Source organism: Pseudohalocynthiibacter sp. F2068, assembly GCF_023015645.1.
Lineage (GTDB): Bacteria > Pseudomonadota > Alphaproteobacteria > Rhodobacterales > Rhodobacteraceae > Pseudohalocynthiibacter > Pseudohalocynthiibacter aestuariivivens.
The window spans coordinates 37,413-53,490 of record NZ_JALKAK010000024.1 but is presented as its reverse complement, the minus strand read 5'-3'; the positions used below and the strand labels follow the sequence as shown (position 1 = coordinate 53,490).

Annotated in this window: 15 protein-coding genes; 11 read left to right on the top strand and 4 right to left on the bottom strand. The window is 51.4% G+C overall.

Annotated features, from left to right (window positions below):
• Positions 1-209: 209 nt before the first annotated feature.
• Positions 210-887 carry an isochorismatase family cysteine hydrolase gene (locus tag MWU63_RS19265; protein ID WP_247079602.1) on the top strand — a complete coding sequence of 226 codons (678 nt, stop codon included), beginning with the start codon at positions 210-212 and terminating at the stop codon, positions 885-887.
• Between the two features lie 412 nt (positions 888-1,299).
• On the opposite strand, the gene MWU63_RS19260 is transcribed toward MWU63_RS19265, so the two are convergent.
• Complete coding sequence (locus MWU63_RS19260; protein ID WP_247079600.1) at positions 1,300-2,199, bottom strand: LysR family transcriptional regulator; 900 nt, start codon at positions 2,197-2,199, stop codon at positions 1,300-1,302.
• 131 nt (positions 2,200-2,330) lie between these two features.
• Here MWU63_RS19260 and MWU63_RS19255 point away from each other — a divergent pair, with 131 nt between their 5' ends.
• The 7 genes from MWU63_RS19255 to MWU63_RS19225 all read left to right on the top strand — a co-directional run bounded on the left by MWU63_RS19255 (position 2,331) and on the right by MWU63_RS19225 (position 7,893).
• A complete protein-coding gene (locus MWU63_RS19255; RefSeq protein ID WP_247079598.1) occupies positions 2,331-2,555 on the top strand; it encodes a DUF1127 domain-containing protein in 225 nt (74 codons plus the stop codon).
• The gene (locus MWU63_RS19250; protein WP_247079596.1) at positions 2,545-2,814 is read left to right on the top strand and encodes a hypothetical protein; all 270 of its coding nucleotides are present in this window, start codon (positions 2,545-2,547) and stop codon (positions 2,812-2,814) included. Before MWU63_RS19255 ends, MWU63_RS19250 begins: the two co-directional genes overlap by 11 nt.
• Before the next feature lie 179 nt (positions 2,815-2,993).
• Positions 2,994-3,524 (top strand): GNAT family N-acetyltransferase, encoded by a 531-nt coding sequence (locus tag MWU63_RS19245; RefSeq protein ID WP_247079594.1) that lies wholly within the window; start codon positions 2,994-2,996, stop codon positions 3,522-3,524.
• Between the two features lie 549 nt (positions 3,525-4,073).
• Complete coding sequence (locus MWU63_RS19240) at positions 4,074-5,156, top strand: integrase family protein (RefSeq protein ID WP_247079592.1); 1,083 nt, start codon at positions 4,074-4,076, stop codon at positions 5,154-5,156.
• 56 nt (positions 5,157-5,212) lie between these two features.
• Positions 5,213-5,908: a hypothetical protein gene (locus MWU63_RS19235; protein ID WP_247079590.1), complete on the top strand. Its 696-nt coding sequence runs from the start codon at positions 5,213-5,215 to the stop codon at positions 5,906-5,908.
• Positions 5,909-5,980: 72 nt separating this feature from the next.
• Entirely contained in the window at positions 5,981-6,184 is a 204-nt protein-coding gene (locus tag MWU63_RS19230) for a helix-turn-helix domain-containing protein (RefSeq protein ID WP_247079588.1), read from the top strand.
• Positions 6,185-7,011: 827 nt separating this feature from the next.
• Positions 7,012-7,893, top strand: a complete 882-nt coding sequence (locus MWU63_RS19225; protein WP_247079586.1) for an AEC family transporter — start codon at positions 7,012-7,014, stop codon at positions 7,891-7,893.
• A 398-nt stretch (positions 7,894-8,291) separates the two neighbouring features.
• On the opposite strand, the gene MWU63_RS19220 is transcribed toward MWU63_RS19225, so the two are convergent.
• Entirely contained in the window at positions 8,292-9,842 is a 1,551-nt protein-coding gene (locus tag MWU63_RS19220) for a trimethylamine methyltransferase family protein (protein ID WP_247079585.1), read from the bottom strand.
• A gap of 144 nt (positions 9,843-9,986) precedes the next feature.
• Here MWU63_RS19220 and MWU63_RS19215 point away from each other — a divergent pair, with 144 nt between their 5' ends.
• The 3 genes from MWU63_RS19215 to MWU63_RS19205 are packed head-to-tail and all read left to right on the top strand — an operon-like array spanning position 9,987 to position 13,381.
• A complete protein-coding gene (locus tag MWU63_RS19215; RefSeq protein WP_247079583.1) occupies positions 9,987-11,063 on the top strand; it encodes a glycerol dehydrogenase in 1,077 nt (358 codons plus the stop codon).
• 19 nt (positions 11,064-11,082) lie between these two features.
• Entirely contained in the window at positions 11,083-12,270 is a 1,188-nt protein-coding gene (gene metC / locus MWU63_RS19210) for a cystathionine beta-lyase (RefSeq protein ID WP_247079581.1), read from the top strand.
• Positions 12,263-13,381 carry a betaine/proline/choline family ABC transporter ATP-binding protein gene (locus MWU63_RS19205; protein WP_247079579.1) on the top strand — a complete coding sequence of 373 codons (1,119 nt, stop codon included), beginning with the start codon at positions 12,263-12,265 and terminating at the stop codon, positions 13,379-13,381. Before metC ends, MWU63_RS19205 begins: the two co-directional genes overlap by 8 nt.
• A 168-nt stretch (positions 13,382-13,549) precedes the next feature.
• On the opposite strand, the gene MWU63_RS19200 is transcribed toward MWU63_RS19205, so the two are convergent.
• The gene (locus tag MWU63_RS19200) at positions 13,550-14,263 is read right to left on the bottom strand and encodes an SDR family NAD(P)-dependent oxidoreductase (protein ID WP_247079577.1); all 714 of its coding nucleotides are present in this window, start codon (positions 14,261-14,263) and stop codon (positions 13,550-13,552) included.
• A gap of 85 nt (positions 14,264-14,348) precedes the next feature.
• Positions 14,349-16,025, bottom strand: a complete 1,677-nt coding sequence (locus MWU63_RS19195) for a choline dehydrogenase (protein WP_247079570.1) — start codon at positions 16,023-16,025, stop codon at positions 14,349-14,351.
• Positions 16,026-16,078: the final 53 nt, after the last annotated feature.

Here is a 16,078-nt window from a genome sequence, read left to right as displayed (position 1 = left end):
AGACCACATCACGCATTGAACATGCGCCCGCCAGTGCTTGAAACCTTATTAGAGAAAACGAAAATTACTGGTACTGAAATTGGGGGCTAGACACGGCAGCCATATCGAAGCACCTGAGCCGCAAGAAATGGCGCCCGGCTTTGCCGCCACAACTGCCCGTCTGGGGCAAGCCTGGATGGACAGGATCAGCAGCACCTAGGAGGCACCTGATGAGCGACTGGAAAAAAGCCTATCGCAGTTTCTATTATGAAACCGCGGATGACCCGGAGGATATCGTGCTGGAGCGTAAGCGTACGGCGCTTTTGGTAATCGACATCCAGAACACCTATCTTGAGCCTGATGATGACCCCGCCGAGGCTGCACGTTGGCAACCGTTCTATGACCGGATGAACAACATCGTCATCCCCAACAACGCCAAGCTTCTGGACTGGGCCCGGGGTGAAGGGATCGAAGTCGTGTTCGCTCGCATTGCCTGTCAGACACAAGATGGCCGCGACCGCTCTCTCAGCCAGAAGAAACCGGGGTTCAACTATCTGTTGTTGCCGAAAGACCGCGAAGACAGTCAAATGGTGCCCGAGTTGTCCCCTCAGGGCGACGAGATCGTGGTGACTAAAACTACCGATAGCGCTTTGACGGGCACCAATCTGCGGCTGATGTTGCGCAACATTGGCATCACCGATGTGATCGTGTCAGGCATTTTCACCGACCAATGTGTCAGTTCAACTGTTCGGTCATTGGCTGACGAAAGCTTTGGCGTGGTTGTCGTGCATGACGCTTGTGCGGCAGCCACAATGGAGCTGCACGAGAAAGAACTGGAGATCATCAATATGATCTATTGTCATGTTGTTGGTATGGATAATCTGTCGAAGCTCTTGCAAGACGCCTAGGCTGACGTAAAAGCATTGTAGATGGGCCAGATAAAGCTCAGCTGCAGTAAGGAGCCATTGGAGCAGGTGCAACGAAGGCTCACTTAGTCCCGCTCATTTCAGCCGTTCGCTGCATCACCGCCTAAGGGCTGTTAAGCGGGACTTTGCGGTCATTCACTTTTGTTGATCCAATTGGAGCAAACGGCCCACAAGGCCCGAGGTTGGATGTTGGGTAAGCTGTCGAGCATTTGGCCGTTCTATTTGTGAAAGTGCACTCGCTCGGTCTTAGCGGCGCAATAGGGACAGCTTCCAGTGACACGCGGCTTTAGAATGAGCGCAACCCGCCGTTCGCCCGCGCAATGGGCAGTTTAGGTCGAACAGCCTAATTTTCAGGCGATGTTTTATTTTCTACCCACAACTAAAATAGTGTCTTTCAATCGTCAGCGGTATCGCGAAACCGGCGCACCAGATAGTCAACAAACGCGCGGGTCTTTGGGGCAAGGTTGCGTCTATGAGCAAACATCACGACGATATCGGTGCTTGGCGGGGCGTATTGTGGCATGACATGGATTAGCTCGCCCGATAGGAACTTCTTATCGGCCATATAGTATGGCAACCGCGCGATCCCGATGCCGGCAAGGGTCGCGCGAAAGATGACATCAGTGCTGTTTCCTTCAAAGTTGCCTCGGGCCTCAAAATCAACCCCGTCGGCAGGCCCGCCCATGCCCCATGAATTTCGGTTGCGATTTCCCGCAACCCTAAGGCAATTGTGTGTGGCCAGTTCGAAAAAGTTTGTCGGCATCCCGTGGCGCTCAAGGTACGAGGGGGCCGCACACAAGACTCTGCGGCTGTTGACGATCCTTCGGGCTACAATGTCGGGACTCTTGCGTTGCTCCGCAAAGCAAAGTGCGGCGTCTAAACGCTCACTTTGTAAATCAATTTCTCGATCTGTTAGGTCAAGCGAGACTTGGACTTCGGGGTTTTCATCCATGAACTCTGGCAGCGCGGGGATCAGTTGGGATTTGCCGAAAGCAACGGTAGAGGCAATTCTGAGCTGTCCGCGCGGGATACCGTCAAAGCTTGTGATGAGCGCTTCGGCCTCTTTGAACTTGTCGGCCATCGCCTTGCACTTATCGTAAAGGTCTTTGCCTTCCAGCGTTGTAGACACGCCCGTTCTGGACCGGTTGAGAAGTCGATAGTGGACGTGATCCTCAAGCAGTCCGATCTGCTTGCTTACGGCGGAGGGCGTTTGTCCCATTGATCGTGCAGCAGCTGAAATGCTGCCTTGCTCGACCACATTCGCAAAGATCAACATCTGCGCAGAAATATCCATCCCGGATCACCAGCCTGTTCCATTTTGGCAAGGTGCCTATGCCAAATCTACAAATTGTGAGCGCTAACGAATGCGGCTACCTCTGCAGTGCAGCATGAATACTGCGCTGCAGCAAGACACGAGGTGAGAACATGGCAATTACAGGATCTACAAATTGGTTGGATGCCGTCCTAGAAGCTGGACGCACAGTATTTCAGCAAAAGTGCGACCAAATTCGAAAGACGCGTGCACGACGCACAGTCTACTGCGATACCTATCAAGAGTTTTCGGCGCTTACCGATGGGGATTTGAGAGACATTGGAATTTCGCGAAGCAATATCAAAAGACTGGCTCGGGAGGCGGCGCATGACCATTAGAACTCAAGGGTACGGGTCAAGTGACAGACAGACCGACGCTGCTTTTGCACTGTCTAAACTGGTGCAGGGTCTTGTGTCGGTGATCGCGGGTATTGGCAGCAAAACGATGGCCAAGACACGCTCCTTTACGAAAGCCCTTCAATTGGCTCGAATGATGTCGGTGCTCTCAAGCATGAGTGATGATCAGCTTTTCCAGATCGGTATCTCACGATCCGAAATACCCAAGTATGCAAAAACCCTGATGGCGGATGACAAATAAAACAAGCCATTCGGGTTAAGAAGCAACGAAAAGTGCTGGTTCTCGCTCCTCCCAGAGTAAGCCAGCATGAGCGGCGGCGGCAAAAAAACCAACAGGGAGCGCCAATGCACAGGGCCAGCATCTTCACCTCCTCCCGAGGGTGCTGGCCCAAACTTTTGGGCAGACAGGAGGTCCGAGCAATGCGTCTCAAGAGAAATCCTCAGGATATTCTGATCAGCCGCCTTTATGCGGCCAATCAAGACAACATTTGCGATCATTTTTTACGTCTCGATGTTCGATCTCGTCGCGCGCGGTTTTGTGGAGCGGTCAACGACAATGGAATATTAGATTACGCACGGAACATCTTTCGCGGTGACAGCATTGTCTGCGGCGCTTTTGTCGATGGGCGGTTGCGTGGTGTAGTAGAGCTGCACGGCGTCTTTCAGTTTTGGGCCTCAAAGGCCGAAGCTGCGATCTCTGTCGAGCCTGACTCGCAGAATATCGGGATAGGAGATGCGTTGTTTGAACGCATAATCGCAATGGCCCAGAATCGAGGCGTCAGGAACATTCAGATGATGTGCCTGAAAGAAAACAGCCGCATGAGGCACCTTGCGACAAAGCACCACGCTTTGCTGCGCAGCAATCACGATGCGGTTGATGCTGTCCTCCATCCCTATTGGCCAACACTCGCGTCTGTAATGAAAGAGGTCGTCGGAGAAACCAGGGGTTAAACTCACGGGCTATTTGAGCGAAGCAGCCGTTCTGGGGAGCTGTAGCGAAATCATTCTTTGTCCCGCAGTCTGTGAATTCGACCTCTGTTGTTTGCTGCGGTTTCCACGAATGGCCGGTCTGCCCGCTGCGTGGCGGCACCGGATCTTACGTTCTCGCAGCACTTTTCGCGCTGCAAGCGCACGCAGCAAGATTCTGACGCTTCCGGTGTGGGCTCAAAGCAGCCGTCCGCTGCGCTCAACACGAATGCCCGCTCTGGGCAAAAAGCAGCAATGGGAGTTGGGTTAGCAGCTCAGCCACGAGAGGATTATATTTTCAAAAGCCGATTAATTCACAGGTGCTTATTGACCATGCTGATACAGTGGATTATGCACTGCTGAGCACGAGCGGGCGTTGTGTAGTGGTAAGACCTTAGCCTTCCAAGCAAGTGTTATATGTTTCCTGATCATTCCTATAGTTGCCAAGTCATTCAGTTTAAGTAATAAATTGTTGCACGGAGTTTCCTGTGAATTCCCCCTGTTTCAATCCATTACCTGCAAAAAGCTGACAAAATGCCAAAGCTGACAGAACACCTCGCAAAGCGTCTTCCGCAGTCAAAAGCTGGAACGGACAAGCACTGGGACAGCGAGATCAGGGGGCTGGTTCTCTTCGTCGGAAAGAGGTCAAAGACCTGGTATTTCCAGAAAGACGTGGGAGGGAAAACGCAACGTATCCTGATCGGCCGCTATCCAATGATATCCGCTCAAATCGCGCGGCAGACAGCGATGGGCCTAGCGCTTGATATGGGGCGCGGGGCAGGGAAGGTGGCTCAGATCGGCGCTCCCCGATTGGAAGCCGCCATGGAAGCCTACCTTGTTCGCCCTAAACTCAGGTCTGAATTGCACAAGCAGGGCATGCGACAGCAGTTTGAATTGCACCTGAAAGACTGGCTCAGGTTGCCACTGGATGAAATCACCAAGCAGATGGTTGTCGAGCGACATCGATCCTTGTCTGACCGGCCGTCTGCTGCAAACCACGTTCTGAAGTACTTCCGAACGGTCTGGAACCACGCAAGGCGCACGCATGACCTGCCGGAATCGCCGACCATGGCAATTGAATGGTGTGATGAAACCCCGGAAGGGCGGATCATCGAGAACCTGAGGGAATGGCGTTCAACCGTTGACAGGTTAGAAAACCCACTGCACCGGGTCTTCTACGAATTGTCGCTTTTCACGGGGTTGAGAAAGACCGAAGTGCTGACGCTTCGATGGGATCAGGTTTTTGAGGATCGCATTCACCTTCCGATGACGAAGAATGGCCGTAGTTTTGACCTGCCTATTCTTCAGGTTCATCACGAAATTCTGGCACCCCTCAAGAACCTCAGCCGAACCTGGGTGTTTCCATCGCCCAAATCCGCATCCGGCAGGGTCCATGCCCCGCAAAGGCTCAAGTGGTCTCCGCATGCCCACAGGCGAACCTTCGCAACCGTTGCAATGGAGACGGGTGTCCTTGAAGATGTCGTCGGTCGGCTTCTCAACCACACGCCTCTTTCCATCACGGGCCAGAGATACGTGAAGCCATCACTTGACGCGCTTAGGCCGTCGATGGAGGTTGTTTGCGGGGAATTGATCCGGCGTGTTGATTTGAAGGCTTGAATTAACAGTAGAACTGGAGGCAAATCTAAGAAAATTAACAAGAGAAGGAAACCAAATTGGCAGGAAGTAAGATGCCCACTGAGGCTGACGCGATTGAACACTACGACGGTGTTGAACGTATTCTTGAAAAGCACTTTGCGGGCCCCGAACGCTATCCCATCGAGCTAATGGCGTTCCAATTCATGACAGTATTAGCAAGCTCGTTCCCCAATGTTTGGTCACCAAAACAAACTATGGATCAACTCGTGAAGATGAAGTCTCATTTTGCCGAGATTGAACGGATTTATAACAAGCTTCCGTTCATGATGATGGACTTGTTTGATGGGGAGGCAATTCGGCTTGTCGGTGTCGCTAAGGAAAATCAATTGAGTATGTCAATTGCGCTTGAAGAAGGTGGCACTGCAGCGAATTCTTTTCCTTCCTTCGAAGAAGCCTTGGAAAACGGGTTTGGGGTATCAGAATTTCTCGAAGTTCAGAAAAGTTTTGGAAAACCTCTAGCTAAGGCGATAGAACTTGCTCCGCGTGGAATTACACATGGAAACAAGGGGTTGACATCTTGGGAGGTAGTTCATGCTTGCGTCGTGGTCTGCAAGGAATTCCCTGACAAGGTAAATGTTCCGGAGGCTGTGAACGAGGCGGGTCCGTTTTATCGCTTGCTCGTGGACATGCTAGACCATCACGGCGAAAACGTGGATCCTGTAGCGGCGTTCAAAGGTTGGAAAAAACATATGGTTAGCCTGGATCAAAATTAATTCTGTGCTGACCATGACCAATTCCCAATTGTGGGCATCAATGTTCCAGACGTTACCTAATGGAGCAGAACGATGCAGGCAGAATACCTTACTGTGCAAGAAGCAGCACAATACACCGGGATAAGTGAAAGCTACTTGGCCAAGCTTCGGATGGGCACCTTTTCCATAACTGGCCCACGGTTCGTGAGAATTGGCCTGAGGGCAATCCGTTACAAGCGTTCTGAACTTGATAACTGGATGGAAGATCGTTCCACCAACCTGGGTGAGGGTTGGTAAGATGGCGAAGCAAGGATCCTGGAATTCACTCCGTTTTAAATGGAAGTCACACCTTCTCAAGACGCGTTCAATGTCACGTGGCGCCAAACAGCTGGGTGTCGTTCTGTGTGACACCTACGTCGATAAGGATACCGGGAAATGCTGGCCGGGAAACGAAGAGCTTTCAAGGTGCTTGGGGGCGTCGGTTCGGTCTGTCCAACGACATGTGAACGAACTCATAGAAGCGGGTTGGATTCAGAAGGTCCGTATCCCGAGAAGACGACGGGGTTTGCAGCTGGAATTCCCATCGGCGCTGGGGCACTACAAGCATGACAAAACTGTCGTTAACAAGATGCCAAAAGTGTCACCCCAACATGACAAAACTGGCGCTCCCTATATAAAGAAAGAACCAAGTAAGAACCAAAGACGCGACAGGCATTCTGAAAAGAGCTGGCAGGTCGTTCCCATTAAAATGAACGAGACGTCTTGTTTGAGTGCTTGGAGATGTTGGTGTGATCAACATTTGGATCATTGTTTTGACAGCCTTTTAAAATTGCTGAGAAACAGAGATATCTACAAATTTCCATCTCGCTTTCCGAGGGAAACCGCCGAGATGGAGAATGAGTACAAGCGTTTCTTTGGGATGGTGGTTCAGGCCAAGGGAACGTTTCTTTGATGGCGTTCAGGTTTGCGCCTCGCGGGCCAACAATTGGAGGGTAAGCAAAGAAGATCCCGATCCCTGCTTTACGTTTTCCAAGCCTCTCTATTGAAGCTGACTCGTGAGACACGTCTTGCGCATCTTGTAATTTTAATGTCGATGTTTCTTGAAAACCCCAAGGAGACTACCCTTGAGCCTCGCTCTGACCGTAATCGAGATCACCGCACCAGTATTTTTGCTCGCCGCAATCGGTTTTGTGTGGGTGAGGTTAGGGTTTGAATACCGGGTGGAATTTGTCACACGCCTGGCCATGACACTGGCTGTTCCGGCTCTTATTTTCATTGCCCTGATGGAAACAAAAATTCCGGCTCAATCTCTGTCGCTCATTAGTCTTGCAGCAATCGTCGGTTACGTGGTTGCAACCTTGGCAGCTTGGGTTTTGGTCAGGATTACGGGCCTTGATCTACGTACCTACCTGGCACCAATTGTGATGGGCAATACCGGCAATATCGGGCTACCGCTTGCGTTCTTCGCCTATGGTGATGAGGGCTTGGGCTACGCGGTGGTCGTTTTTGCAATCTCTGCAATTTACTCCTTTACTTTCGGAGTGTGGATTGTCTCTCGTGCCAGATCGCCGCTTGCCATGTTTAAAGAACCTATCGTGGCTGCCACCTTGCTGGGAGCACTCTTCCTTTGGCAGGGCTGGGAAACGCCTTCGGTCGTGACCAACACCTTGTCACTGGTTGGGCAAATGGCAATCCCACTGATGCTTGTTACCTTGGGTGTCGCAGTGGCTCGGTTAACACCAAGAAACTTGGGTCGGGCGGCATGGGTCTCCGTGGCCAAAACAGCGCTATGTGCTGGCATCGCTTGGTCGGTCGGGCTTTGGTTCGGCCTACCACACGTAGCATTTGGCATCTTAGTTTTACAGATGGCCGCACCAGCAGCGGTAACAAGCTACCTGTTGGCGGAAAAATATGGCGCCGATGCGCAGGCGGTTGCGGGCCTGGTTGTCGTTTCAACCTTACTAGCCATAGTTACGCTTCCCATACTCCTAGGCGCGGTGCTCTGACTTCAAAGTCCACAAACCTCCACGCCGAGCACTAGGGGGGGTATCAAAAAAACAAAAGCCTCTCTGGCGTACCGGCGCGGGTAGCTCAGTTTACACGCCCGCCGATTTGAGGAAAAAAGCCCATTTTGAATGGGTGGAATATCAAACAATTTTTGCCCGTCATTTCATTTAGGACGGCCTCTCTTCTGACAGTGCTGTTAAGATTGAACCAATTAGCAGGCCGAATGGCGAGAAAACACTGTACAGGTTCTGTTAGTTTGTCATCTATTCTACTGGTAACTGAGACTGGTTAGCATTCGTCTGACGCCACTGGCCCGACAAATGACCTCTACTCATAATTGTCAACGCCAACCAGAAAAACCCGTGCAGAAACGGGGCCATCTACACATGTCACCACCTTAGCCGATGACGTCTAAAGATTCAGATTTTCGGCGTGCAATGAAATCCAGCAGAGCTTCGTCAATGCTCGCATCAAGCTTAGGAGCTTCGAATTCGTTAAGTACCCTGCGAATCTCTAGCTCTGCGCGGTGTGCAGCGTCGTGGCTGCCATTTTCGCGCCACTGCTCAAACGATGAAGAATCAAACAGTTGCGAATCGAAGAAGGCGTCTTTGTATCCCGACAAAGTTTGAGATGCGGTAAGGAAGTTACCTCCTGGTCCCCCCATGTCGATGTAGTCTTTAAGCGCAAACGCACTATCAGAAACGTCTACTGTTTTCATCATGCGGGTAACAGAACCTAACATATCGCAATCCAGCGCAAATTTACGATAGTCGATGCAAAGCCCCATCTCCAGTGATCCTGCGGCATGGATTAGAAAATTGACCCCAGAAAGAAGTGTGTAATTTAGGTACAAGGCAGACTCAATTCCCGACTGAGCGTCAGGAATTTTCGACGATGTTGAAGAACCGCCGCCACGGTATGGGACACCTAGACGACGGGCAAGCTGGCCAGCCGCGACAACACATTTCCAAGATTCATCGAAGCGAATAGGCGCTCCGCTTCGCATGTTCAGCCCCATTGTGTTTATCCCAAAAATCACTGGGGAGCCAGGTCGTATGATCTGCGCCAAGGCCATTCCTGCCATTGCCTCGGCAAGAAGTTGGGCAAGAATCGCTGCCGGTGTAATCGGGCCTGATGCCCCGGCTATGACGAATGGTGTTACGACGCAAGCCTGTCCGTTTTCAGCGTAAATTTCCAAGGAATCAAGTGCATCTGCATCATAAAAAAGTGGCGATGTTGGGTTAATCATAGCCGAGAGGCAGCAATGCTGTGCAACAATATCCTCTCCGAATGCGATCTGGGCGAGAAGAATGCTGTCCCGCGCTTGTTCGCGCGAAGTTACGGCTCCCATGAACGGCTTGTCCGAGTAACGCAGATGACCGTAGATCATGTCGAGATGCCGTTTGTTAACCGCAATGTCTGTCGGTTCGCATATCGTGCCGCCTGTGTGGTGCAGATAGGGCGATGCATGCGATAGACGGACGAAATTATTGAAGTCTTCAATGGTCGAATACCGACGCTCTCCATCAAGGCTGCGGACGAAAGGAGCGCCGTACAATGGCGAGAATACCATTGACTTGCCGCCTATTTGGACATTTCGCTCTGGGTTTCGGGCATATTGCACGAATTTTCGGGGCGCGGATGCTTGGATGATCTCGCGGCACATGCCCATTTCGAACGTAACGCGCTCTCCGTTGATTTTCGCGCCAGCTTTGCGGAAATACTCCAGCGTCGCTGGATGGTCTTTGAAATCGATACCGATCTCACATAATATCCTATCGGCCTCCATCTCGATCCGGTGTAAGCCTTCCTCGCTAAGGATTTCGTATGTTGGGCAGCTTCGAGAAACGAATGCTGCTTCTGGTTTCGTGAGCGACTCCATTCCGCCATTTTGGCGACGTCTGCTCGGCCCGTTTCTACGTCTTTTTGAAACTTTGCTGCCAGACATCTTCAATCCTATCTTGCGAATAGTAAAACGTTTTAGTAATCTCATTTACTATTATGTCTTAATTAATGTCAAGAATTGCACAGGATCAACCGGCGGCCAAGTAATCATCAAACCGCCTTCATGTAGCGAAATGAGGTCAACCCAATGAACGAGCAACTGCGAATTTTCGGGGCGCCGTCACGCTATATTCAAGGCGAGGGAGCTTTGTCGTCACTCGGAGAGATCGTATCAGGCTTTTCCCGCGTATGCTTCGTCGTTTCCGATGGTTTGGTGCTTGAACTTTACAAGAATGAAATCGAACGCAATTGCAGGGATGCTGGTGTATCAGTTTCTTTCAGCCAATTTGGTGGCGAATGCACTTACGCCGAAATCCGCCGCATGGCATCGCAAGTTAAGGACGCTGGCGTGATTGTTGGACTTGGTGGGGGAAAAGCGATTGATACGGCTAAAGGGATAAGCCTAGAGCTTGGATTGAACATCATCATCGTGCCGACGATTGCTTCGAATGACTCGCCGACTAGCCGTCTTGCTGTAATATATGATGAAGACCACCACATCGTTGGCGTCGAGAGAATGCCAAGAAACCCGGATGCGGTGCTGGTTGACTCTGCTATCATAGCAAAAGCTCCGGTGCGGTTTTTAATTTCTGGGATAGGTGACGCGATTTCAAAGAAGTTCGAGGCCGAACTATGCGCCCGCTCAAAAGGCCTTAATTTCTATGGTGGACGCCAGACGTCGACAGCCTTAGCCCTTAGTGATTACTGCTATCATCAAATCAGGAAATACTCTGTGGATGCCCTCAAAGCCGCTAGACAAGGTTTGGTGACGCCGGAACTGGATGAGGTGATCGAAGCTGCCATTCTACAAAGCGGCCTGGGTTTCGAGAACGGAGGTTTGGCAATTGCTCACGGTTTGACCAGAGGTATGGTGCAGCAAAAAGAGGCGCAACGCGCACTTCACGGAGAATTGGTCGCATGGGGCCTTCTCGTCCAGTTGATCGCAGAAAATCGCGATAGCGCGTTTATTGCAGATTTGCGTACTTTTTATCGATGTATTGGGTTACCTCTTTTTTTGTCAGATCTCGGTTTTGAGAATACCAATGGAGATGTGATTGACGCTATTGCACATTCGACTTGGACCGATGCGTCTTATGTCCGGATTATCGACGGTCTTTCTGCAGAACGTATAGCTACCTCAATTAGGCAACTTGAAAAAATGTAAAGCGGATTAGGTGGATGTCATGAAACGGTCCCATCAATTAGGGTTTGAAACTAGGCTAATGCATGTCGGACGCGATCCCGAACGGCATTTTGGGGCCGTCAATACACCTTCTTATCCAAGTTCAACGATCCTGTCTTCAACCCTTGACGACTATCTCGAGACACCAAAATACGGGAGGCTCGGGACAGAAACTTCTAGGGCTGCCGAAATGGCGGCGGCGGAGATTGAAGGTGCCGAAGGAGCGGTTGTCTTTCCCTCCGGTTTGGCCGCAGTCTGCGGGGCGCTGCAAAGTGTGTTGAAAACAGGCGACCATTTGATCGTCGCTGACAATGTTTACGGCCCGACCCGTAAGTTCTGCGACGAAGTGCTTACCAGGTTTGGTGTCGAGGTGTCGTATTTTAATCCTCTCGACCACAGCTCTGTAACAGACCAGATCAGGCCAAATTCGCGCGCCGTCTATTTGGAATCGCCTGGTTCACTGACATTCGAGGTGGCCGATACCGCAGCGATTTCCGCAATTGCACATGAAGCCGGGCTTGTAATGATACTCGACAACACATGGGGTGCTGGCGTTTTCTTTCGGGCCTTTCAGCATGGCGTAGACATTGCCGTCCATTCTGGCAGCAAATACTGGGGTGGACATTCGGACTTAATGATGGGCTTTGTTGTCGCAAACGGCACACACCTTAGTTCGGTAAGGAACACTGCAGTTCGGCAGGGCGTCTGTGTCTCACCCGATGTGTGCTATCTCTTTCTCCGCGGTATACGCAGTCTCCCGTCACGACTAGCGCGACATCAGCAGACGGGTCTTGATTTGGCAAATTGGCTTACTACCCGTCCGGAGGTTCGGACCGTTGTTCATCCCGCTTTAAAGAGTTGCCCCGGTCATACTAATTGGAAACGGGATTTCAGCGGGTCGTCGAGCCTGTTCGGCGTCGTTCTCGACCCTCTAACACGGTCGGAGCTCGCCCTGTTGATCGATGCTTTGGAACTTTTCGGGATAGGTGACAGCTGGGGCGGGTATGAAAGCTTGATCGTACCGGTTTTCCCTCAAGCTGTGCGGCTACGACCGACCAACTTACCTGAGGGAACCTGGCTGAGAGTGCACACGGGACTCGAGGCCTCTTCAGACCTGATCACTGATCTTGAAATAGGATTCATGAAGATCGCTAAGACCTTTGATTCGTTGGGCCGCGGTAATGTCTAAAACCGCCGATAGAGAAAGGAACTCCATGGCTGAGCATAATTCCGACACCGAAAACAAAGTTGTCTGCGAAAACGTATGGAAGATTTACGGACCTCTTAACAACGAACTCAACCAACAACTTCTGAGCGCCAACTACGATAGCCAAACCCTTGAACAGAGTCTCCGAAAGGACGGCAGTATTATCGCTTGCTGCGACGTAAGTTTTGAAGTTAAGGCCGGAGAAATCTTTGTTATTATGGGATTATCCGGTTCTGGCAAGTCTACAATTGTCCGCTGTCTGTCCCGCCTCGTTGAACCCAATTCCGGTAAAATAATGTTTGACGGAAGAGACTTGCTGTCGCTTCCTCAGACAGAATTAACCGAAATTCGACGCCACAAGATGGGGATGGTTTTCCAAAATTTTGGTCTCCTTCCTCATTTGAACGTGTTCGAAAATATTGCTTTCCCGCTGAAACTTCAGGGGCTGCCTACAAACGAGCAAATAGAACGCGCCCAAAGAGTTATTGATCTTGTCGGGCTGCAGGGGCGGGAAAATAGCTATCCACGCGAACTTTCCGGGGGCCAGCAACAACGCGTCGGCATTGCGCGCTCATTGACAGTAGAACCTGAGCTATGGTTGCTGGACGAACCGTTTAGTGCTTTGGATCCTTTGATCCGGCGGCAAATGCAAGACGAATTTCTGCGCCTGCAGTCGGTCCTGCGGAAATCGATTGTGTTCATTACACATGATTTTATCGAGGCGCTGAGGATCGCGGACCGCATGGCGATCATGCGCGACGGTCGAATTATCCAGATTGGTAGGCCTGAGGAATTGGTAGCGAACCCGGTTGACGACTATGTTCGTGACTTCACCCAAGAAGTTCCGCTGATGCGTATATTGCGCGCGGGGCAACTCATCGATGAAAATGCGACCGATATCGTTTCAAGCGACGATTTGCCTTGTTTGGACGAAAACGCCAACAGCGAGGCTCTGGTGCGTCTCCTCGCGAAGTCACCTAGCGGTGTCGTCGTGACACGTTCAACGGGAGAACGGATTGGTGTTGCGACGCCGTTGAGCCTGATAGCCCGGCTGTCGCGCGAACTCCCTTCTGAACAAGAACAGCAAGCATAGTAATACCTATCGCAAGTGCTGACGCGTGTGGATGGGTTCATTTGTTCAAGATTGTTTTAACTGCACCTTATTATTTCAGTGTGCGCTGCTCTGAGCAAGAAAACCTCAATCAATCAAAGAGCTCTTTACCGGGAGCGCTTGCCTCCTGGATAGAGGAAAGCACGGAACCTAATAACTCTCGCCCAAAGAACAACTGATAAGTAATTCCGCGACGTGGGCATTATTCGGAAGTGCGATAGCCGTTGCGACAAGTTCTGCAAGATCTTCAGCCTGTATCATTTCTTCGCGTGGCAGCTGCCCGGCATTAGCTGCCAAGTCGGTATTAACCCAGCCAGGACAGACTGCGGTGACCCGAACTCCATCATCCCATGCGGCTCTGCGCGCGGCATGACTAACTGCCATTAAGGCAAATTTACTCATCGCATAGCCCGTACCATCATTGATGACGCGTTTGCCCGAAAGGGACGCGACGTTTACGATCCGCCCATTTCCCGCAGCTCGTAAATAGGGAAGTGCAAAGCGGATCATCCGCATTGGGCCCATGGCATTGACTTCGAAAATCTCTCTGAACGCATCGTCATCGTCATCCTCGAGGTTCACGCTGCCGCCCATGCCTGCGTTGTTTACGAGGCCGTCGATCCGCCCGAAGTGATCTGCGGTTGATGCAACCCACGCTTTACCACTTCCTGAATCCACTGCATCATACGAATGGGTCATAATGCGATTGGGATCGAGGTCAGCGGTCACCTTGCGCAACTGCCCTTCGTTCCGAGCGCCCAGGCTGAGTGAATAGCCTTTTTCGTACAAGTTTAGGGTTGTTGCCCAACCGATGCCGCGATTGGCACCGGAAATCATGATTACTCGGTTCTTTGGCTGCATCATATTTAGGCCTCTTTCCTTTTAACTATAAAGTTTCGGGGGTTTAGGGTAGCATCGGTTCCGGTCTGCCTACGATTATTTGAATGCGCTATTCGCGCTTTGGCGCACCTGACCGCTGGCTGTTCTGCCAATTATCCGGCACGATAACTGGAGCGTCTGATTGCTTCAGTGGGGGCTTGCCAAGGATCATATCAGCTGCCTTTTCGCCAATCATGATCGTCGGTGCGTTAAGGTTACCATTGGTGATTGTGGGCATGATTGACGAATCGACAACCCGCAAGCCTTCCACCCCGTATACGCGTGTTTGATGGTCCACGACGGCGTCCGGCCCCGTTGCCATCTTGCATGTTCCACAGGGATGATAGGATGTGGCCGCGTTCTGAGCGATCCAGCTGTCCAGTTCCGCGTCAGTTTCAAATTCGCGGCCCGGTCTGATCTCTTCTCCTCGAAAGAGGTCAAGCGAGGGCTGCGCGAAAATTTCCCGCGTTAACCTTGCAGCAATTCTCAGAACCCGCCGATCTTCTTCGTGATCCAGATAGTTAAATTTCATTTCTGGCGAATCTTTCGGGTTACTGGAGCGCAGACGCACATACCCTCGGCTGAGTGGTTTGCCGTGGTCCACAAAGGCATGAAAGCCGTGACCTTTGTGGTATTCCGAACCATCAAACACCCGGGCGACCGGCGAAAAATGGAACTGGATGTCCGGAATGGTCAACCCTGGACGGCTACGGATATATCCGTTTGCTTCATAGTGAGACGTCGCTCCAAGACCACTTTTAAAAAGCATCCAACGGATGCCGATCAGAAGTTTGGAAATGGGATTCAAGTAACCATTAAGTGTGATCGGTTCTTTGCATTCATAGTGAAGCGAGACTCCCAAATGGTCCTGCAAGTTCTGACCGACACCCGGTAAATTAGTGATTGTCTCAATGCCGTGAGATGAAAGTTGTGCGCTGTCGCCAATGCCCGAAAGCATGAGCAGCTTTGGCGAGTTGATTGGTCCAGCGCTCAGAATGACCTCGCGCCGTGCCCGTGCATGAAAGACTTTACCCGCTCGCGCATACTCGACCCCAACTGCACGCTTCCCTTCGAACAGGATCCGTTGCGCAAGTGCATGCGACGTGACTTGCAGGTTTTTCCGTTTCATTGCGGGTTTCAGGTAAGCATTGGCCGTCGAACTGCGTACGCCTTGACGGATGGTCAGGTCCATGCGTCCGAAACCTTCCTGCTGCGCGCCGTTTACGTCTTCGGAGTACAGATAACCTGCGTCAACACCGCTTGAGATGAACGCGCCGTAAAGCGGGTTAGCCATATTGTTGCCATTGCAGGTATGCACGGGCCCATCATTGCCGCGATAGGTATCGCCGCCATACTGACAAGTTTCTGCGCGGCGGAAATAGGGAAGGCATGCCTGGTAGTTCCAGCCAGACGCTCCGGCAGCCTCCCATTGATCAAAATCGCTTGGATGGCCCCTAACATAACACATGCCATTAATGGAGGAGGTGCCGCCCAGGACTTTTCCACGGGCCTGATGAATACGTCGCCCTCCGAGCCCCGGTTCAGGCTCTGTCATGAAACCCCAATCATAACGCTTAAGGGTCATCGGTAAGTAGCAGGCTGACGGCATTTGAATTACGGGGCTTTTGTCGCTGCCTCCATATTCCAGAACCAAAACCGAGTTTTTAGAATCTTCGCTCAATCGGCTAGCTAGCACACCACCGGCCGACCCCGAGCCAACGACTATGAAATCGAATTCTAAAGTCATCTTGCTCAGTTGCTCCCATTCTATTGATCGAATTTTAGACAGCAATATACCAG